Annotated in this window: 16 protein-coding genes, 1 tRNA gene and 1 other RNA gene; 15 read left to right on the forward strand and 3 right to left on the reverse strand. The window is 65.3% G+C overall.

Annotation, left to right across the window (positions count from 1 at the left end):
- The first annotated feature begins 146 nt into the window (after positions 1-146).
- Together ACQ4MJ_RS17205 and ACQ4MJ_RS17210 are read left to right on the forward strand one after the other, a co-directional pair.
- Positions 147-1,415: a YjgN family protein gene (locus ACQ4MJ_RS17205; protein WP_431151865.1), complete on the forward strand. Its 1,269-nt coding sequence runs from the start codon at positions 147-149 to the stop codon at positions 1,413-1,415.
- Between the two features lie 2 nt (positions 1,416-1,417).
- Entirely contained in the window at positions 1,418-2,647 is a 1,230-nt protein-coding gene (locus tag ACQ4MJ_RS17210) for a M48 family metallopeptidase (RefSeq protein WP_431151864.1), read from the forward strand.
- A gap of 110 nt (positions 2,648-2,757) precedes the next feature.
- On the opposite strand, the gene rnpB is transcribed toward ACQ4MJ_RS17210, so the two are convergent.
- Together rnpB and rtcR are read right to left on the reverse strand one after the other, a co-directional pair.
- An RNA gene (rnpB, locus tag ACQ4MJ_RS17215) (RNase P RNA component class A) lies at positions 2,758-3,097 on the reverse strand.
- 10 nt (positions 3,098-3,107) lie between these two features.
- On the reverse strand, positions 3,108-4,742 hold the full coding sequence (gene rtcR / locus ACQ4MJ_RS17220; protein ID WP_431151863.1) for an RNA repair transcriptional activator RtcR: 1,635 nt from the start codon (positions 4,740-4,742) through the stop codon (positions 3,108-3,110).
- A 346-nt stretch (positions 4,743-5,088) separates the two neighbouring features.
- Between rtcR and ACQ4MJ_RS17225 the strand changes: the two genes are divergently transcribed.
- From ACQ4MJ_RS17225 to ACQ4MJ_RS17280, 12 genes are all read left to right on the forward strand, one after another.
- Positions 5,089-5,152: transfer RNA gene (locus tag ACQ4MJ_RS17225), tRNA-OTHER, on the forward strand.
- A 313-nt stretch (positions 5,153-5,465) separates the two neighbouring features.
- On the forward strand, positions 5,466-6,605 hold the full coding sequence (locus tag ACQ4MJ_RS17230) for a slipin family protein (protein WP_431153052.1): 1,140 nt from the start codon (positions 5,466-5,468) through the stop codon (positions 6,603-6,605).
- A 9-nt stretch (positions 6,606-6,614) separates the two neighbouring features.
- Positions 6,615-7,421, forward strand: a complete 807-nt coding sequence (locus ACQ4MJ_RS17235; protein ID WP_431151862.1) for a hypothetical protein — start codon at positions 6,615-6,617, stop codon at positions 7,419-7,421.
- Between the two features lie 26 nt (positions 7,422-7,447).
- Positions 7,448-8,668 carry an RtcB family protein gene (locus tag ACQ4MJ_RS17240; RefSeq protein ID WP_431151861.1) on the forward strand — a complete coding sequence of 407 codons (1,221 nt, stop codon included), beginning with the start codon at positions 7,448-7,450 and terminating at the stop codon, positions 8,666-8,668.
- Between the two features lie 3 nt (positions 8,669-8,671).
- On the forward strand, positions 8,672-9,307 hold the full coding sequence (locus ACQ4MJ_RS17245) for a hypothetical protein (RefSeq protein ID WP_147433294.1): 636 nt from the start codon (positions 8,672-8,674) through the stop codon (positions 9,305-9,307).
- 4 nt (positions 9,308-9,311) lie between these two features.
- On the forward strand, positions 9,312-10,370 hold the full coding sequence (rtcA, locus tag ACQ4MJ_RS17250) for an RNA 3'-terminal phosphate cyclase (RefSeq protein WP_426306422.1): 1,059 nt from the start codon (positions 9,312-9,314) through the stop codon (positions 10,368-10,370).
- A gap of 232 nt (positions 10,371-10,602) precedes the next feature.
- The gene (gene cysK, locus ACQ4MJ_RS17255) at positions 10,603-11,520 is read left to right on the forward strand and encodes a cysteine synthase A (RefSeq protein WP_055399638.1); all 918 of its coding nucleotides are present in this window, start codon (positions 10,603-10,605) and stop codon (positions 11,518-11,520) included.
- A 218-nt stretch (positions 11,521-11,738) separates the two neighbouring features.
- The gene (locus tag ACQ4MJ_RS17260; protein ID WP_121507563.1) at positions 11,739-12,512 is read left to right on the forward strand and encodes an endonuclease/exonuclease/phosphatase family protein; all 774 of its coding nucleotides are present in this window, start codon (positions 11,739-11,741) and stop codon (positions 12,510-12,512) included.
- Complete coding sequence (gene clsB / locus ACQ4MJ_RS17265; protein ID WP_431151859.1) at positions 12,509-13,747, forward strand: cardiolipin synthase ClsB; 1,239 nt, start codon at positions 12,509-12,511, stop codon at positions 13,745-13,747. The genes ACQ4MJ_RS17260 and clsB overlap by 4 nt, the downstream gene beginning before the upstream one ends.
- A gap of 21 nt (positions 13,748-13,768) precedes the next feature.
- Complete coding sequence (locus tag ACQ4MJ_RS17270) at positions 13,769-14,845, forward strand: lysylphosphatidylglycerol synthase transmembrane domain-containing protein (protein ID WP_431151858.1); 1,077 nt, start codon at positions 13,769-13,771, stop codon at positions 14,843-14,845.
- 177 nt (positions 14,846-15,022) lie between these two features.
- Positions 15,023-16,741 (forward strand): NAD(P)/FAD-dependent oxidoreductase, encoded by a 1,719-nt coding sequence (locus tag ACQ4MJ_RS17275; RefSeq protein WP_431151857.1) that lies wholly within the window; start codon positions 15,023-15,025, stop codon positions 16,739-16,741.
- On the forward strand, positions 16,741-17,280 hold the full coding sequence (locus ACQ4MJ_RS17280; RefSeq protein ID WP_431151856.1) for a VUT family protein: 540 nt from the start codon (positions 16,741-16,743) through the stop codon (positions 17,278-17,280). The genes ACQ4MJ_RS17275 and ACQ4MJ_RS17280 overlap by 1 nt, the downstream gene beginning before the upstream one ends.
- Before the next feature lie 30 nt (positions 17,281-17,310).
- Here ACQ4MJ_RS17280 and ACQ4MJ_RS17285 read toward each other — a convergent pair whose 3' ends face one another.
- Positions 17,311-18,654: an amidohydrolase gene (locus ACQ4MJ_RS17285; RefSeq protein ID WP_431151855.1), complete on the reverse strand. Its 1,344-nt coding sequence runs from the start codon at positions 18,652-18,654 to the stop codon at positions 17,311-17,313.
- Positions 18,655-18,780: 126 nt separating this feature from the next.
- Between ACQ4MJ_RS17285 and ACQ4MJ_RS17290 the strand changes: the two genes are divergently transcribed.
- Positions 18,781-19,860: a GlxA family transcriptional regulator gene (locus ACQ4MJ_RS17290; protein ID WP_431151854.1), complete on the forward strand. Its 1,080-nt coding sequence runs from the start codon at positions 18,781-18,783 to the stop codon at positions 19,858-19,860.
- Positions 19,861-19,896 lie beyond the last annotated feature (36 nt).

The following is a 19,896-nucleotide window of genomic DNA, read 5'->3' on the forward strand; positions in this document are numbered from 1 at the left end:
GGTAAGCCCCAGCTTCCAAGCGACAAGTTCGCAGCTATCAAACTCATAGCTGCCAGCGCTTGTTGGAAAGGCGCCAGATGCCAATTTGGCATAAATTTTTCTTCCACTGACCGCTGCTACACTGCGCGGCAAACAGGAGGGAGTTCATGAGCCAAGTTTCATCAGACAGAGACAGCGCTGCGGGGCCGATGTCTACGTTCATGCCGCAGAACATCGATGCACACCCGATGGAGTTCACGGGCAGCGGGGGCGAATACTTCCGGGTGTGGATCGTCAACGTGCTGCTGTCCATCGTCACGCTGGGCATCTACACCCCCTGGGCCAGGCGCCGCACGGCGCAATACTTCTACAGCCACACGCTGGTGGCGGGCAGCCCGCTCGAATTCACTGCGCAGCAGCGCAAGATGGTGATGGGCTTCGTGCTGCTGATGCTCATCACCCTGGCCTACAACATCGCGGCCAACACGGGGCAGGATGCTGCCGTGGGCGTCTTGCTGCTGACGGGCGCCGTGCTCTCGCCGCTGATCTGGGGCAGTGCCATGCGCTTTCGGCTGGGCGCCACGCGCTGGCGCGGCCTGCGCCTGCAGTTCACCGCCCACTGGAAAGAGGTCTACCTCGCGAGCTGGCCCCTGTTTGCGCTGGCATTGGTGTGGTTTGGCGTGTTTTTTGGCATGCAGATCCTCTCGCCCGAACTGGCCGACGTCTTGCAGGAGGTGGAGGACGAAGCCGCCAACCCCAAGATGCCTTCGTTCACCCCGGCCATGGGCGCTTTGCTGCTGCTGGGCCTGGTGCTGACCGTGCTGTGCTTCATCCGCCTGGAATACAACTACAAGAGCCTGCTGGTGCTCAAGGCCCAGGTAGGCGCCGAAAAAGGCCGCTGGAAGCCGGTGTACATGGATTTCGTCAAGGTGTGGCTGGCCACGGTGGCCGTTTTCGTGCTGACCGTGGTGGGGTTCTCGGTGTTGATTGGCGTGCTGGCCGGCAGCTCCATCGCCCTGTTCGCCGGTCAGAGCAGCCGCATGGGCTTGTGGATGATTCTGGTGATCATCGTGTCCATCATCGCGGGCATCTTCATGCTGATCCTGGCTTCGGCCCCCGCCCGCGCCTACCGCGAGGCGCGCATGTTCCAGCTCATGTGGAACAACATCGGCGTGAGCCATGTGGCACGGTTCAAGTGCCACCTCAAGAGCGGCAGCTACGTGGGGCTGCGCATCAAGAACATGCTGCTCACCCTGCTCACGCTCGGCCTCTACCGCCCGTTTGCGCGGGTGAGTGAATACCGCATGAAATGCGAATCCGTCACCCTGCACGTCAAGGGCGGCGTCGAACAGGTTGCGGGCGCCATGGTGCGCCAGCAACAGGGCGGCCTGGGCGATGCGCTGGCCGATGCGGCAGGCCTGGACCTCATCGGTTGAGCATGCCCGCCCCCGTGAACACAGACCTGCTCCAAGGACGCTGGTTCGACGGCCAGAGCAGCAGAGCCCGCCCCGTGATGGTGAGCCTGCGGCCCACGCCGCAGGGCCCGTCGCTGGTGCTGCACCCGCTCTCACAGCCGGGCGCCGAGCCGGTCGTGTTCGCCTGGAAGGACGTGGGCTGGCCGGAGGCCTGGAACGAACACAAGCCCCAGCCCCGGGTGGTCGTGGACCTACGGGACCACGGCAGCCTGGAGATCGATGCCGTGAGCGACTGGCGTGCCGCCCTCGCAGCCGCTGGCGAACGCCCCGGCCTGGCCCAGCGGATGCAGACCCGCTGGCCCGTACTGCTGGGTGTAACGGCTGCCGCCGTCATCGGCCTCACGCTGTTCTACCGCTATGGCACGCCCTGGGCCGCCACACAGCTCACCCGCTTTGTGCCCCTGGGCTGGGAAACCAGCGTGGCCGAGAACGTGCTCAAGCAAATGGACGACGGCACCTTGAAGCCCAGCAAGCTCCCCAAGGAGCGGCAGGAGCAGCTCAAGGCCCGCTTTGACGCCCTGGTGCAGCAGACGCCCACAACCATGCACCGCTACCCCGACTACCGTCCGCCGCTGTCGCTGGAGTTCCGATCAGGCATGGGCGCCAATGCGTTTGCCCTGCCCGGTGGCAAGATCGTGATGACCGACGGCATCGTGAAAGCAGCGACCGACCAGGGCCTGCCCGACGACGCCCTGGTGGGCGTGCTGGCCCACGAGATCGGCCATGTGGTGTACCGCCACACCACGCGCATGGTGGTCGAACAAGGCGTGCTCAACATGGGCCTGGGCCTGGCGCTCGGGGACGTGTCGACGGTGGTGTCCACAGGCGCATCGGTGCTCACCGGCCTGGCCTACAGCCGCAGCCACGAACGCGAAGCTGACTGCTACGCCATCGCCCTCATGAACCACACGGCCCTGCCCACGGCGCCCATGGGCAAGCTGCTGCTGGCCATTGCCCACAACGAAGAGGAAGAAGAAAACAACAAGAAAGAACAAGAGAAAGCAGGCCAGGACAAGACGGCTGCACCCAAGGCAGACCCCGGCGCCAGCAGCCCCGAACGCGCGCGCCAGCGCAAGACGGCAGAAGAGATGGCCTCGCATCCCGTGTGGTCGCTGCTCAGCAGCCACCCCGACACCGTGGCGCGAGCCAGCGAGCTGGAAAAGGGGCATGCGCCCCATTGCACGAAAAACTGAGCCAGCCCCCGCCCCTTGCTGGGCAAGGCCGGCTTATTCCCGCCATCGGCAGAGCTTGAGGCGCGAAGGGCCTGGGAACCGCGGTGGGGAAACCGGGGATGGGAAATAAAGTGTGAAGCGCGCCGATAAGCCGGATTCTGTGCACCACGGTTGCCCGCAGTGTGACCGCCATTAATCTGGGCCGGGTGTCGCCACCACGGCTCGGTGCTACCTACCCGCCAACTCTGCGGAACCACATCAACGTTGGCCTACTTGGTATTGCTGCGCGTAGAGATTGCCCGTTTCACCCCCGGTGGTTTGCCTTGCGGCACTCCCCCGGGACTCGTCTCTGTTGCTCTGATCCTCACCTCACGGTGGGCAGCCGTTAGCTGCTACGCTGTCCTGTGCAGTCCGGACGTTCCTCCAGTGCCTGGTTTCCCAGATTGCACCAGCGGCGGTCTGGCGCGCTTCACGGGGTGGATTATCGCCCAGCGGCCGCGACGCGATCCCAATCCAGCCCAAACCGCGCCAGGTACTTGCGCAGCCGGTCCGCGTCGTTGACCACCGTGCGCTGCGTGCGCGAGGCCTGGAACAGTTGCCGCCCAGCGTCCGACAGGGTGCGGGCATTGCGGCACACCTGCAGTACCGCCGCCAGCTGCAGCTGATCAAAAAGGTCCATGGTTCCCACCGCTTCCTCACCCAACAGGTCCGCAAGATCGTCACGGCCCCACACGCCGGGCGCGGACGCCAAACCGTTGCGCGCATCGCTGGCGGGTTGCCACAGCCAGCGCAGGCGGGCCATTTCGGCCTCGACCAGGGACAGGCCAATGCGGCCGCTGTCGGCCAGCGTGGCCAGGCGCGTCACGCTGGCCGCCAGATCGCGGAAGTTGCCGGTCCACAGCGCCTCGGGCGACTGGGCGTAGCGCAGGTAGGCCGCGCGCGCCTCGTTGGAAAAGCGCACGCTGCGGCCCAGCTCGGCGCCTGCGCGGGCCAGCTGGTGGTCCACATTAGGTTCGATGTCTTCATGCCGCTGCGCCAGGCCGGGCAGCACATAGCTCCAGAGGTTGATGCGCGCATACAGGTCTTCGCGAAAGCGCCCGGCCGCCACCTCGGCGCGCAGGTCGCGGTTGGTGCCGGCGATCAGCTCGAAGTCGCTGGCTACCTCGCGGTCGCTGCCCATGGGGTAGAAGCGTTTTTCTTCCACAGCCTTGAGCAGCATGGCCTGCTCGTCCAGGCCCAGTTCGCCAATCTCGTCGAGGAACAGCACACCCTTGTGCGCCGTGCGCAGCAACCCCGCACGGTCGGCTGCCGCGCCCGTGAAAGCGCCCTTTTTGTGGCCGAACAGCGTGGATGCCGCGCCGTCGCCATGCAGCGTGGCGCAGTTCACCTCCACAAATTCGCCCTCGACCTGGTGGCGCGCCTTCTTCAGCTCGTACATGCGCCGCGCCAGGTGCGACTTGCCCGCGCCCGTGGGCCCGGTGAACAGGATGGGCGCGCGCGAGCGCACCGCGACTCGCTCCACCTCGTCGATCAGCGCGTTGAAGCGCGCGTTGCGCGTGGCAATACCGCTTTTGAGGAACTGCACCGCGTCCTGCTGCTCGGCGCCAAAGCGCTGCGCGATCACGTCGTAGCGCGAGAGGTCCAGGTCGATCAGCGTGTAGCTGCCCGGGTCGCCCATCTGCTGGCGCTTGGGCGGCGAGGTCTGCGCCAGCACGCCCGGAATGCGGCGCGACTCCACCAGCAGGAACAGGCAGATCTGCGCCACGTGGGTGCCGGTGGTGATGTGGGTCCAGTATTCCTCGCGCTCGGTGTCGAAGCGGTAGGCCTGCGCCCAGTCAAACAGCTTGGCATACACCTCGCCAAAGTCCCACGGGTCGGCAATGGGCAGGAGTACCAGGTTCACCGTGGTCTCGGGGGACGCGATCACCATGTCCGCGCGCACCTGTTGCGCCAAGTCCTGGTGGGGCGGCGTGTAGAGCAGCTCCAGCCGCTCGATCACCACGTCCTCATGTTGCACCAGCGATACGGTGGGGCGCCACTTCTCCCACCGCCCCGCGCCCCGGCCGGAGTCGAGCTGGGTGCCAAGGAAACCGATCACGACTTTGTTTTTGCGCATGCTGTTCATCTATTTAGCTAGCTTTAATTCTATTAATTTCAAATTCACCTAAGAAGCAAAAAATCTTACGGATGAATTTCTCTATACAAATCAACGACTTGAAGAAATTCAACCGACAAAAATCAGGCTGGCACACATCTGGCAATAGATAAGACATACAGCGCAGGCGGTGACCGCTCACAGGCCGGGGTTAGGACCAACGTTCGCCCCGCCGGTGCAGGGAATCCGGGCTCTCAAGGCCCTGTCGATTCCCCGCATGCCGCACACCGTGAGCGCTGGGTAACGGCACGGCAGTGGTAGCCATCCCGAAAGGGGTGCCGGGTTCGACTCCCGGCTTGCCTCCATTGGTAGCTCATTGGTAGAGCACCCTCGCAAGAGGGCTGTAGCAGGTTCGACTCCTGCCCATTCATCCGACCGAAGGGTTGGAACTGAGAAACGGTCGAAAGACCACCCGCCGAACGCGGGGAGTTGCCCCAGGGTTGCGCCTCTTTTGGACGCAACCGCAAGGCAAGACCCCGTCAGCCGGTGGCGGTTTGTGCCAGCACCCGGCACAGCCCGCGCCCGCAGCCAGCCACGCTGCCGCCCTGCTTGCAGGGCAGCAACCACGGCGCACTGCAGGGCCCTGGCTGTGCCCCCTGGCACCCCGCCATCGCTGTAACGGCACCCTGATTGCAACGACAACGAAGAAGTAACGACAACGACAGAACAAGGAGAAGAAAAATGATGAAGCTGATCGAACGAGTGACCGTGAAGAAAAACGAACGCGCCCTGCTGCTGCGCAACGGCAGCTTTGACCGCGTGCTCCAAAGCGGCACCTACTGGCTGTTTGCCGGCATGGACCAGTTGCGGGTAGAGACCTTCGCCCTCGAACAACCTGCGTTCACCCACGGCCTGGCCGACTACCTGATGGCGCAGGAGCCTGCCGTGGTGGCTGCCGAATTCGTGCAAGTGAACCTGTCGGAGCAGCAAGTGGGCCTGCGCAGCGAAAACGGCGTGCTGGTCGAGGTGCTGCCCCCTGGCACCCGCCGCCTTTATTGGAAAGGCCTGGTGGAGGTGAACGTGCAGGTGATCGACCTCGACGCTGGCCCCGAGCTGCCCGCCGCCCTGGTGGCGCGCCTCACGCACACACAAATGCGCCAGCGCAGCGTGACCGGATTGACCGGCGTGCTGCAGGTGCAGGTGCCCGAGGGCCAGTGCGCGCTGCTCACCATCGACGGCAAAGTGGATCGGCTGCTGCCTGCAGGCGCCTATGCGTTCTGGAAGTACGGCCGCACCATCGCCGTGGAGCTGGTGGACCTGCGCCTGCAAGCCGTGGAGGTATCGGGCCAGGACATCATGACCCGCGACAAGGTGAGCCTGCGGCTGAATCTGTCTGCCACCTTTCGCTACACCGATGTGCTGCGTGCCTTTGCCCAGTTGCAAAAGCCTGCCGACCACCTGTACCGCGAACTGCAGTTTGCGCTGCGCGCCGCCGTGGGCACCCGCACGCTCGATGAGCTGCTGGAGAACAAGACGGTGATCGACGACGTGGTGACCGCGCACATGGCTACCAAGCTCATGCCTTTTGGCATGGTGATGGAAAGCGTGGGCGTGAAGGACATCGTGCTGCCCGGCGAGATGAAAACCATCCTGACCCAGGTGGTGCAGGCGGAGAAACAGGCCCAGGCCAACGTGATCCGCCGCCGCGAAGAGACTGCCGCTACGCGCTCGCTGCTCAACACGGCAAAGGTGATGGAGGACAACCCCGTCGCCCTGCGCATGAAGGAGCTGGAGACGCTGGAACGCGTGGCTGAACGGATCGACAAGATCTCGGTGTTTGGCGGACTGGATCAGGTGCTGAACGGCCTGGTGAAGATGCGCTGAAAGAGAACCATGAAAAAGAAACCAACGACTGCTGCAATGCCTCTGGAAGCCGCCACACAGGCGGTCTACCAGACCTTTGCGAAATACCAGGCACCGCATGGGCTGCTGGATGTCTGCACCGGCTGCTGCATGGATGCCGAACTGGAGCGCGAGATGCGATGCCTGCCGCTGCGCCAACTGACGCGGGAACACTTTTATCAATACAACGACTCTGCCAAGAGCCAGGTACAGCCCGCTGACGAGATCAAGTACTACCTGCCTCGCATGCTGGAATTGCTGGCGCAAGGAGCCCGATTGCACCACTCCACCGAGATCTATCTCGACCGGCTGGGGCGTTGCCTTGCCGATGCCTACGCATCTGACGAGAGGGCTGCCGTGCTGGGTTATGCACGGGCATTCTTCGCCGAGGGCCTGGCGCAGTGGGAGCCGGACAGCGACGGCCTTTTCCAGGGAGAGCACGCATTCAGCATCCTGCTGATGTGGGACTACGCCGGAGTATCCATACAGCCCTTGCTGGGCGACTGGTTGGCAGACGACCGCGAAGCGGCGACGCTGAACTTTGTAGATTCCTATTACTGGGAATACTGGACGAATGGCGGAGCGATCTCCAACGCGTTTGCCGAGGCGCCCTTTCATGCCGCCATGCAGGCATGGCTGAATGATCCGCAAGTCAAAGCCGCGTGGGCACACAAGCTATTGAAGCTGACAGAGGACGGGACACCCGCCGACTGGCGCCCGGCATGCGCCAAATGCGGCCAGATCCACTACCCGCTGACCGAACGCATTGCAGCTGTCTTTGATGCAATGGCCAGCTGAAGATGAACAACAGAACAGGAAAAAACATGAACAACTACGAACAATATGAAGTCCCCAACGGCGTGCCCGTGAAGATGTGGACCAACGGCGTGCCCGTGGAAGAAGAAGCCCGCAACCAGCTGCGCAACATCGCGCGCCTGCCCATCGTTTTCAAGCATGTGGCGGTGATGCCCGATGTGCACCTCGGGATTGGCGCCACCATCGGCTCGGTGGTACCCACCCTCAAGGCCATCATCCCCGCTGCGGTGGGGGTGGATCTGGGGTGCGGAATGATGGCGTGCAAGACCACGCTGACGGCCAGCGACCTGCCCGACAACCTGTCCGGCGTGCGCGCCGCCATCGAACGCGCGGTGCCGGCGGGGATGACGCCCAAACGCATGGGCCGCGATAAAGGCAGCTGGGACACCCCGCCCGCCGAGACCGACCTCGCCTGGGCCGGGCTGGTGGATGAGTTCGAGGAAATTTGCGAGGCGCACCCGCGCATCAAGAACACCAACAACTACAAGCACCTGGGGACGCTGGGAACGGGTAACCACTTCATCGAGATCTGCCTGGACGAACACCAGTCCGTGTGGGTGATGCTGCACTCCGGCTCACGCGGGGTGGGGAACGCCATCGGCACCCACTTCATCGAGCTGGCCAAGAAGGACGCCGAGATGAACCAACGCAACCTGCCGGACAAGGACCTGGCGTACTTCGAGGAAGGCGCGCAGTACTTCGGCGACTACGTGAAGGCCGTGGGGTGGGCGCAAAAGTTTGCCGCCGCCAACCGCGAAGTGATGATGGGCCGCGTGATTGCCGCGCTGCGCACGGTGATCACTAAGCCGTTCGAAACGCACGTGGAAGCCGTGAACTGCCACCACAACTACGTGCAGCGCGAGACGCACTTCGGGCAAGACGTTTTCGTGACCCGCAAGGGCGCGGTGAGTGCCGAACAAGGCAAGCTGGGGATCATCCCGGGGAGCATGGGGGCCAAAAGTTTCATCGTGCGCGGAAAAGGCAACCCCGAGAGCTTCAACAGCTGCAGCCACGGCGCTGGCCGCACCATGAGCCGTACCAAGGCCAAGAAGATGTACACCGTGGCCGACCAGATTGCCGCCACCGAAGGTGTGGAATGTCGCAAGGATGCCGACGTGATCGACGAGATTCCGATGGCATACAAGAACATCGACGCGGTGATGGCGGCGCAGGAAGACCTGGTGGAGGTGGTGTACACGCTCAAGCAGGTTGTGTGTGTGAAGGGGTGACCGATGAACTACTACGAACTAAGCATGCTGGATGACGTCATTGACTCAACAGCCCAGACTGCGGAACAAGCAGAGCGGCTGAATCGGATCGCCTGCTCACCAAAATGGTTCGTGACAGCAGCGCATTCCGCCGCACAAGGTGCTATGTCCTGCTACTTAAACCAAGGCAACGGGATAGCGTCATGGCGCGAGAGAGATGCAAAGGCTTGGCTAAAAGCTCATGATGAGCAACGAGCTGACGAGACACTAAACCGTGAGTACCCGGAGGTGCGTTTGAACTACTTTATGGAGCTTTACGCAGACGTTAAGAGAACTGCAAAGGCAAACCACGATGAAAGCCTTACCGTAGTCTTGACCGAGGAAGTAGATCATTGGATAGGTGCGTTGAATCAGCTGCGAAATAGCTTTATCCACTTTCAAGCAAATCATCACTTGGTCTCCAAGGAGCACGTTATTTGCGTGGTCCAGAGTGCAGCAACTACAGTCAAAGCGCTGAGTGACAGTCAGTCTTTCCCATGGTGGTGGAGCGACGAGGCAGAGCACTCTCGGTCCTTGCTGAAAGAGCATCTCCAAAAGCTCGATAGCGCTCTTTCAAATCTTGCCGCGGCCGAAGCTGATACCAAGTCCTCTGGACACTAGGTACATGGACAAATTTATTTTGAGTCTAGACGGCTCCACCGGCGAGGGCGGCGGCCAGATCCTTCGCACCGGCCTGGCCCTTTCCACGGTCACTGGCCGACCGCTGCACATCACACGCATCCGTGCGGGGCGACCCAAGCCGGGGCTGATGCGCCAGCACCTGGCCTGCGTGCAGGCGGCCATGGCCGTGTGCGGTGGGCAGGCCGACGGGGCCGAGCTGGGGTCGCAAACGCTGTTGTTCACGCCCAGCGCCGTGCGCGCAGGCGACTACCGCTTTCAGATCGCGACGGCGGGCAGTTGCCTGCTGGTGCTGCAGACGGTGTTGCCCGCCTTGATGCTGGCCGATGGAGAAAGCCGCGTGCAACTCTCGGGCGGCACGCACAACCCGATGGCGCCGCCGTTTGACTTTCTGGAGCGGGCGTTTGCACCGCTGGTGCGGCGGCTGGGCGTGGGCCTGGATCTGCAACTGCAGCGGCGCGGCTTCTACCCCGCCGGGGGTGGCGAGCTGCTGGCGCACATCACGCCCGCAGCGCTGCCGTTGACGCCCGTGGATGTGCTGGAGCGCGGCCCGCTGCAAGACGCGTGGGGCGAGGCACTGGTGCCGGGCCTGGCGCGCAACATTGCCACGCGGGAGCTGGACGCGCTGGGGCAGCGCATGGGCTGGACCTTTGAATCCGGCCGACTGCGCCAACCCCCAACGCGCCAGAACGAGGGCCCGGGCAACGCGTTGATCGCCACGCTGGAGTACGAGCACATCACCGAGGTGTTCTGCCAGTTGGGCGAGCGCAGCCTGTCGGCCGAGCAGGTTGCCAAGCGGCTGGTGGATGAGGTGCGCGACTACCAGCGCAGCGCGGGTGCCTTAGGTCCGCACCTGGCCGACCAGTGGATGCTGCCGCTGGCCCTGGCGGTGTGGCGCAGCGGGCGGGCCGCGCGCTATACCTGTACCGAGGTGACGCAGCACACTGCGACCAACGCACAGACGATTGCGCGGGGGCTGCCGGTGCGGGTGCAAATCACGCCGGTGGACAAAGCCATGCTGGTGGAGATCAGCCCGCTGCTGTAAGCCGGTCTGTATCGGCTTTGAGAGATACCTTGGGTATATCCATATCACCCAGGCAGTAGAACAACTGGTTCAGAATGCGCGTGGTACCGCCATGCCAGCCCGCGAACCCGTTCGCCCGAGTTTGTGGAGGAGCCCGCCGTCGCGCCCCGCTTCGACAGACTCAGCCCGAACGGATTTGTTCTGAAGGGCTGGATTGGATCAACCCCCTTCTTTGCCCCTCACAGGAGACGCCATGAAAGTTGACAACATTCTGCAAACCATCGGCAACACGCCCCACGTGCGCATCAACCGCCTGTTTGGCCCGGCGGCCAACGTGTGGGTGAAGTCCGAGCGCAGCAACCCTGGCGGCTCCATCAAGGACCGCATCGCACTGTCGATGGTGGAAGACGCCGAAAAATCGGGCGCCCTGCAGCCCGGCGGCACGATCATCGAGCCCACCTCGGGCAACACCGGCATTGGCCTGGCGCTGGTGGCGGCCGTCAAGGGCTACAAGCTCATCCTCGTGATGCCCGACAGCATGAGCATCGAGCGCCGCCGCCTGATGCTGGCCTATGGCGCGCAGTTTGACCTGACCCCGCGCGAGAAGGGCATGAAGGGCGCGATTGCCCGCGCACAAGAACTGCAGGCGCAGACACCCGGCGCGTGGGTTCCCCAGCAGTTCGAGAACCCCGCCAACATCGATGTGCATGTGCGCACCACGGCGCAGGAGATCCTGGCGGACTTCCCCGATGGCATCGACGTGCTGATCACCGGCGTGGGCACGGGCGGCCACATCACCGGCGTGGCGCGGGTGCTCAAAGCCAAGTTCCCCAACCTGAAGGTGTTTGCGGTGGAGCCCACGGCGTCGCCCGTGATCTCGGGGGGCGCACCGTCGCCCCACCCCATTCAGGGCATTGGCGCGGGGTTCATCCCCAAGAACCTGGACACCAGCCTGCTCGACGGTGTGATCCAGGTCGATGCCGAACCGGCCCGCGAATACGCACGCCGCTCTGCGCGCGAAGAGGGCATCCTGGTGGGTATTTCGTCGGGCGCCACGCTCGCCGCCATTGCGCAAAAGCTGCCCGAGCTGCCTGCGGGCGCCAAGGTGCTGGGCTTCAACTACGACACGGGCGAGCGTTACCTGTCGGTGGAAGGCTTCCTGCCGGCTTAAGCGCCGCTGCCGCCAGTGCAGCACTTTGCAGTACGAAATGGGGCTATCAGGCCCCATTTTTTTCGTCCCCAGCAGCACAAAACCACGGCCAGCCGTCCTACAGCGGCAAGGCAGTGCAGCCCAAACAATCAAGTCATCCCTCGGCCTGCCCCTGGTGGCCATTGCGCACACCGCGGCGGCTTCGCGGGGGACCCACTCCAAAGATTGTTTGACTGCCCATGGCCACCACCGCCGCTACCGATCCCCAGCCCATCGCGTTCAAGGTGCTCACCGTGAACGTGCACAAGGGCTTTACCACCTTCAACCGGCGTTTCATGCTGCATGAGCTGCGGGATGCCGTGCGGGATGTGGCAGCCGATCTGGTGTTTCTGCAGGAGGTGCTGGGCACGCACCACCGCCATGCCAGCCGCTTCGCCAACTTTCCGCAGGTGCCGCACTACGAGTTTCTGGCGGACACCATCTGGTCGCAATACGCCTACGGGCGCAATGCGGTGTATGACAACGGCGACCACGGCAATGCGCTGTTGTCCAAGTTTCCGATCACGCACTACGAGAACCACGATATCTCCATCAGCGGGCCCGAGCGGCGCGGCATGCTGCATTGCGTGTTGCAGCCGCCGGGCCACCACCTGCCGGTGCATGCGGTCTGTGTGCACCTGGGCCTGCAGGAATCCCATCGACAGCGGCAGCTGCTGCGTGTGTGCGATCTGCTGCGCAGCTTCCCAGCCAACGAGCCCGTGGTGCTGGCGGGTGATTTCAACGACTGGCGCAACCGCGCGCACGACATCCTGCACCGCGAAGCGGGCCTGCAAGAGGTGTTTGTGCAGGCCTTTGGCCGTGCGGTGCGCACGTTTCCAGCCTCCATGCCGCTGCTGGCGCTGGACCGCATCTACGTGCGCAACGCCGCTGTGCATGCGCCGCTGTCACTGCCCAAAAAACCCTGGGACAAGCTCTCGGACCATGCGCCTTTGGCGGCGGAGATCCTGCTATGAAGCGCCCTGCTTTCAGCCTGCCACGCTCATCCCGCTGGGTTCCGGGCAACCACTTCGAGTTGCTGGAAAACGGCGAGGAGTTCTTCCCGCGTGTGTTCAACGCCATTGCCCAGGCCCGGCGCGAGGTGATGCTGGAAACCTTCATCCTGTTCGAGGACAAGATCGGGCAGGAACTGCATGCCGCCCTGCTGGCCGCAGCCAAGCGCGGTGTCGAGGTGCATGTGCTGGTGGATGGCTTTGGCTCGCCCGACCTGTCCGACACATTTGTGGGCAGCTTGGTTGAGGCCGGTGTGCGCTTTCGCATCTTTGACCCGGGCCGCCGCTTTCTCGGGCAGCGGCTGAACGTGCTGCGTCGCATGCACCGCAAGATCGTGGTGGTGGACGGCCAGCTGGGTTTTATCGGCGGCATCAACTATTCAGCCGACCACATGGCCGACTTCGGCCCCGAGGCCAAGCAGGACTACGCCGTGCAGGTACGCGGCCCGGTTGTGGCGCAGATGCACCGCTTCACGCGCGAGGCGGTGCTGGACCGCAGCGCGCACCAACGCCCCCACGCCACAGACATTACCGGCCGCCCCCACGCAGGCACAGCCAACGCCATGTTTGTGACGCGCGACAACCAGCAGCACACCAGCGACATTGAGCGCCAGTACCGCGTGGCCCTGCGCGCGGCGCGCAGCCGGGTGGTGATTGCCAATGCCTACTTCTTCCCGGGCTACCGCTTCATCCGAGAGATGCGGCGGGCCGCCAAGCGGGGCGTGGACGTGCGGCTGATCCTGCAAGGCCAGCCCGACATGCCGATCGTGAAGACAGCAGCCAGCCTGCTGTACGACCACCTGCAACGCGCGGGCGTGCGGGTGTACGAATACTGCGACCGCCCGCTGCACGGCAAGGTGGCGCTGGTGGATGAGGACTGGTCCACCGTGGGCTCCAGCAACCTCGACCCGTTGAGCCTGTCGCTGAACCTGGAGGCCAACGTGATCATCCAGGACCGCGACTTCAACGCCCACCTGCACCGCCGCCTGTCGCACCTGATGGACACCAGTTGCAAGCAGATCGAAGCTGCAGCGCCCAGCCATTGGAATGGACTGCGTCTGCTGCGCAGCTATGCGGTGTACCACCTGATGCGCTGGTTCCCGGCGTGGGCGGGCTGGCTGCCCCACCATGAGCCCACGATCACGCTGGCCAGCCCGGGCACGTCGTCGGCCGAGCCCGCCAGCAACGCGGCCACCTGACGGCGCCCCGGAGCCCTCGCCATGGCCACCTCCACACTGCCCGCGGACACCCAGACAGGCACCGCCGACGCCATGGCATCACCTGCCCCCAGCAGCAGCAGTAGCAGCAGCCCACGCGGTTGGCGCCACTGGCCGGAGCAGGCCTGGTGGCCATGGGTCACCCGGGGGTTCGCTGCCGCTTTTTTTGCGGTGGTGGCCGGGCTGATCTTTCGGCAGGCGCGCACCGTGGACTGGCCCGCCGTGCTGCAGGCGCTGCGCGACCTGCCCACCACCGCACTGACCGTGGGTGGCGCGCTGGCGCTGCTGAGCCACTGCACCTACGGCAGCTTTGACTGGGTGGGCCGCCATTGCAGCGGCCACCGGTTACCGCGCACCACCACGCTGGCCATCGCCATGACGAGCTACCCGTTCACGCTCAACCTGGGCTCGCTGATTGGCGGCGTGGGCGTGCGCTACCGGCTGTATGACCGGCGTGGCGTGGACCCCGGCACGATCGGTCAGGTGGTGGGCACCAGCATCGTGACGAATTGGGTGGGTTACCTGTTGCTGGCGGGCGTGCTGGCGTGGACGTGGCAGCCGCCTGCGGTGGCCGGGTGGGCTGTAGAGTCCTGGCAGTGGCGCCTTGGCGGCACCGTGCTGGGGTTCCTGCCTCTGGCTTATGTGGCGCTGTGTGGCCTGCGCAGTGGCCGCGCCCTCACGCTGAGAGGCCACGCGTTCCCGCTGCCCGGCTGGCCCGTGGCGCTGTGGCAGGTGGCCGTGTCGGCCGCCAACTGGATGCTGATGGGCGCCGCGCTGTGGACGGTGCTGCAACACCAGGTGAGCTACCCCGCCGCGCTGGCCACCGTGTTGCTGGGGGCGGTGGCCGGGCTGGTGCTGCGCGTGCCTGCGGGCCTGGGTGTGCTGGAGGCCGTGGGCGTGGCGCTGCTGGCCACCCAGGCGCTGGGGCAGGAAGAAGTGCTGGCGGCCCTGCTGGCCTACCGGGCGCTGTATTACTTTGGGCCACTGGTGCTCGCGGCCATAGCCTTTGGTGTGGCAGAGCTGCGCTGGCGCCAGCAGTCGGGCAGCGATGATGAAGTTCCAACAGCTCGAAAAATATGATTCAAAAGTGCCTCTGTCGCTTATCCATAAATCGCTAGCAGCTATTGATTTGATAGCTTTTTAGGCACACGGCTCCACACCCCCTGCACGCCAGGACTTCCGTGGGTGGCGAGCACCCCGTATCATCGCGGCCCCACGCCATTGCAACCCGCCCGATCGACACGGGCCCGCAAGAACATGATCCGACTCTCCGAAATCCGGCTGCCCTTCACCGTGGCCGAAGCCCCCGAGGCGCCCCTGCGCGCCGCAGCCACCCAAATCCTGGGCCTGGCGGACACCGACATCGCCCACCTGCACGTCTTCAAGCGCAGCTTTGATGCGCGCAAGGCCGACCTGCTGGCGGTCTACATCGTGGACATCACCCTCGCGCAGCCCGCGCGCGAAGCCGCCCTCCTGGCCCAGTTTGCGGGCAACCCGCACATCCAGCCCACGCCCGACATGGCCTGGCACCCTGTGGGCCAGGCCCCGGCAGACCTGCCCCTGCGCCCCGTGGTGGTGGGCTTTGGCCCTTGCGGCATCTTTGCGGCCCTGGTGCTGGCGCAGATGGGCTTCAAGCCCATCGTGCTGGAGCGCGGCAAGACCGTGCGCGAGCGCACCAAAGACACCTGGGGCCTGTGGCGCAAACGCGAGCTGCATGCCGAGAGCAACGTGCAATTTGGCGAAGGCGGCGCCGGCACTTTCAGCGACGGCAAGCTCTACAGCCAGATCAAGGACCCGCGCCACCTGGGCCGCAAGGTGATGAACGAGTTCGTCAAAGCCGGTGCGCCCGAAGAGATTTTGTACGTCGCCCACCCGCACATCGGCACCTTCAAGCTGGTGAAGGTGGTGGAGAACCTGCGCGAGCAGATCATTGCGCTGGGCGGCGAGATCCGCTTTGAGCAGCGCGTGACGGACGTGATCATCGAAGGCACCGGTGAAGCCCGCCACCTGCGCGGCCTGAAGGTGCTGAACCAGGCCACGGGCGAGACCACCGAGCTGCGTGCCGACCACGTGGTGATGGCGCTGGGCCACAGCTCGCGCGACACATTTGCCATGCTGTACCAGCGCGGCGTGGCCATGGAGGCCAAGCCGTTCTCCATCGGGTTCCGCATCGAACACCCGCAGGGCGTGATCGACCGCGCCCGCTGGGGCCGCCACGCGGGCCACCCGCTGCTGGGCGCGGCCGACTACAAGCTGGTGCACCACGCCGCCAACGGGCGCGCGGTGTACAGCTTCTGCATGTGCCCCGGTGGCACCGTGGTGGCCGCTACCAGCGAGCCCAACCGCGTGGTGACCAACGGCATGAGCCAGTATTCGCGCAACGAGCGCAATGCCAACGCGGGCATGGTGGTGGGCATCGACCCACGCGACTACCCGCAGGATGCGCAGGCATTTGAAACCCACCTGGGCCAGACCTATGGCGTGGAAGCCCTGCCCGCCGGGCAGTTCCACCCGCTGTCGGGCAGCGTGCTGCAGCGCCAGCTCGAATCCAATGCCTTTGTGCTGGGCGGGCGTGACTACAGTGCGCCAGGCCAGCTGGTGGGCGAGTTCATTAGTGGCAAGCCTTCGACCCAGCTGGGCAGCGTGGAGCCCTCGTACAAGCCCGGCGTGGCCCTGGGCGACCTGCACGCCGCCTTGCCCGGCTACGCCATCGAGGCGCTGCGCGAGGCGCTGCCCGTGTTCGGCCGCAAGATCAAGGGCTTTGACATGCACGACGCGGTGCTGACGGGCGTGGAGACGCGCACCTCATCGCCCCTGAAGATCGGGCGTGGCGAGAATCTGCAAAGCCTGAACACGCCGGGCCTGTACCCGGCGGGCGAAGGCGCCAGCTACGCGGGCGGCATTCTGTCGGCGGGCGTGGATGGCATCAAGGTGGGTGAGGCGGTGGCGCGCAGCCTGCTGGGCATTGCCGCGTGATGCGGTCCTCCAAACGGCCGCCATTCGCAGCGGCCACGCTGGCCATGGCCGCCGTGGTGCTGGCGTCCAACATCCTCGTGCAGTTCCCCATCAACAACTGGCTCACCTGGGGCGCCATCACCTACCCGGTGGCCTTTTTGGTGAGCGAGCTGGTCAACCGCGCCCACGGCCCGCAGCAGGCGCGGCGGGTGGCGTGGGTGGGGTTTGCGGTGGCCGTTGCGGCCTCGCTGGTGCTGGCGCCGGTGCGCATTGCCATCGCGTCGGGCTCGGCGTTTTTGCTCTCGCAGTGGCTGGACATCAGCGTGTTTGACCGTCTGCGCCATGGCACCTGGTGGCGCGCGCCGCTGGTAGCCACGCTGCTCGCAGCGGTGCTGGACACCGCCGTGTTCTGGAGCATTGCGTTTGGGGGCACCAGCGACCCGTGGATCACCTGGGCACTGGGTGACCTCGCGGTGAAGCTGGGGCTGGGCGTGGCGCTGCTGCTGCCGTTTCGCCTGCTCATCGGCAGCCGACTGGCTTCGCCCCGCCGCACGGCCTGAACCGCGCGGCGCCCCTCTTCTTTTCGCTTCTTACTTGCGCTGCAGGAAGTCCACGGCCAGTGCGGCCAGGCTGCGTGCGCCGGTCGGCAGCTGGTCCTCGTCGATATCGAACAGCGCGGAGTGGTTGGGTGGCGCCTTGGCAAATTCCTTGCCCTTGGGCGGTGCGCCCAGGAAGTAGAAGAAGCCGGGCACGACCTTCTGGAACTCCGAGAAGTCCTCCGAGCCCGCCACCTTGGGGATCACCATGGTCTTGCCGCCCATGGCCAGGTTCAGCGCGGGCAGCGAGGCCTGCGTGAGCTGCGCAGGGTTGGTGGTCACGGGGTAGGCCACGGGGCCAAAACGCACGCTGGCCTTGGCGCCGCTGGCAGCGGCGATGGACTCGGCCGTGGTGGTGATGCGCTTGAGGGCTTCCTGGCGCATGTCTTCGTCAAACGTGCGCAGCGTGCCCATCATCTCCACCTTGTCGGGGATGATGTTGTAGCGGGTGCCGCCCTGGATCTGGCCGATGGTGACCACGGCCGGTTCCTGGCTGATGTTGAGCTGGCGGCTCACCACGGTCTGCAGGCCCATCACCACCTGGCTGGCGGCCACGATGGGGTCGATGGTGGCCCAGGGTGAGGAACCATGACCGCCGCGCCCTTCCACATGAATGGTGATGTTGTCCGACCCGGCCATCAGCGGGCCGCTGCGGTAGCCCACCACGCCGCCCGGCAGGTTGGAGGTGATGTGCAGGCCGTAGATGGCCTGCACGTCCTTGAGCGCACCTGCTTCGATCATGGCCTTGGCGCCGAAGCTGGGCACCTTGCCATTGGCGTCGGGCTCCACCGGCGCGCCCTCTTCTGCGGGCTGGAAGATGAACTTCACCGTGCCGGGCAGCTGGGCCTTCATGCCGGCCAGCACTTCGGCCGCGCCCATCAGCATGGCGGTGTGGGCGTCGTGGCCACAGGCGTGCATCACGGGCACTTCCTTGCCCAGGTAGTTGGCCTTGGCCTTGCTCGCAAAGGGCAGGCCGGTGTTTTCCAGCACAGGCAGCGCGTCCATGTCAGCGCGCAGGGCCACCACCTTGCCGGGCAGGCCGCCCTTGAGCGTGCCCACCACGCCCGTGCCGCCCACGCCGGTCTGCACTTCCATGCCCAGCTTCTTGAGGTGCTCGGCCACGAGCTTGGCGGTGCGCACTTCCTGGCCCGAGAGTTCGGGGTGGGCATGGATATCGCGGCGCCAGCTGACCATCTTGGGCGCCACGGCGTTCACGGCGGCGTCGATGGTCTGCAAGCCCGCGGCATCCAGCGCCTGGGCCTGGGCCGAAGTGACAAAAGTCAGCCCGCTGGCGACGAGGCCGGTGGCAAGCGCGATGGCAGAGAGGGGTTTGTGCATGGGCAGATCCGTAGGGAGTGAACAGCCACGAGGGCCTGGGTGGAGAAGCGAAAAGCACGTTCATGCTAAAAGCGCACGCTGCCTTCATGACAAGCGAAAATCGCCATACACAGAGCCAATATCGCCATGCCACCGTCACCTTCGTCCTTGCCTTCGGCGCCGCCCAAGCCCCCGGTGTTCCGCGTGGACATCCCGCTGCTGCCCGAATCGGCCGCAGGCAGTGCCCTGCAGCTCATCGACCTGCTGCGCGGCGCCAACCTGCTGGCCAGCCAGCGGCTGGGTGCACAAGCACCCCGCCTGGCATGGCGCCTGCTGGACGCCGAGGGCCTGCCCCTGGCACCCTTGCCGAGCCCCCTCGCAGCCTACACGGTGCCAGATGACAAGGATGCGGCACTGGCCCCCACCCGGGCGCTGTTCATCCCTTCGTTCCACGCGCCGGACATCCCGGCCATCCGTGCCGTGGCAGCCCGCCACCAGGCGCTGTCACGCCAGCTGGGCATTGCGCTGGACGCAGGGCAAAAGCTGCTCACCATGGGCAATGGCGCCTGGCTGGCGGCGCAAAGCGGGCGGCTGAATGGGCGCCAGGCCTGCCTGCCCTGGTTCTACATCGCGGGGTTTGAACGGGACTTCCCGAGCATCGGCCACAGCCTGGGCCAGGACCTGTCGGACGACGGCCCCTGGCTGAGCTGCGCGCTGCCCAGCAACGTGAACCTGCTGGCCATCGCCCTGGTGCGCCAGGCGCTGGGGCCGGAGCTGGCCGCCGCCTGCGAGACCGTGATGACCCCCGACCACCAGCGCGCCCGCGCGGCGCTGCAGGCCAACGCACAGCAGCACATCCCCGCAACGCGCGACAGCACACTCGCCCGCGCCATTGCCTGGATGGAGGCGCACCTGGACCAGCCTTACTCGCTGGACCGGCTGGCCGAGGCCGCATCGGTGAGCACACGCACCCTGCTGCGGCATTTTCAGCAAGAGCTGTCGCAGTCGCCGCTGGACCACCTGCACGGCCTGCGCTGCGCGCGTGCCCGGGTGATGCTGGAGGTGACGCTGGAAAGCGTGCCCAGCATTGCCGTGGCCTGCGGCTACGCCGACCCGGCTGCGTTCCGGCGCATCTTTGTGCGCTACACCGGCATGGCCCCGGCCGAGTACCGCAAGCGCCATGCGCTGCGTGCGCCACGGCGGCGCTGGCGGGTGGAGGTGAAGTAGAGCGGTACGCCCCTGCTCTCCGCCCAGCCCTGCCCA

The sequence above is a fragment of the Acidovorax facilis genome (assembly GCF_050626955.1).
In the GTDB taxonomy this organism is placed as follows: Bacteria; Pseudomonadota; Gammaproteobacteria; order Burkholderiales; family Burkholderiaceae_C; genus Acidovorax; species Acidovorax facilis.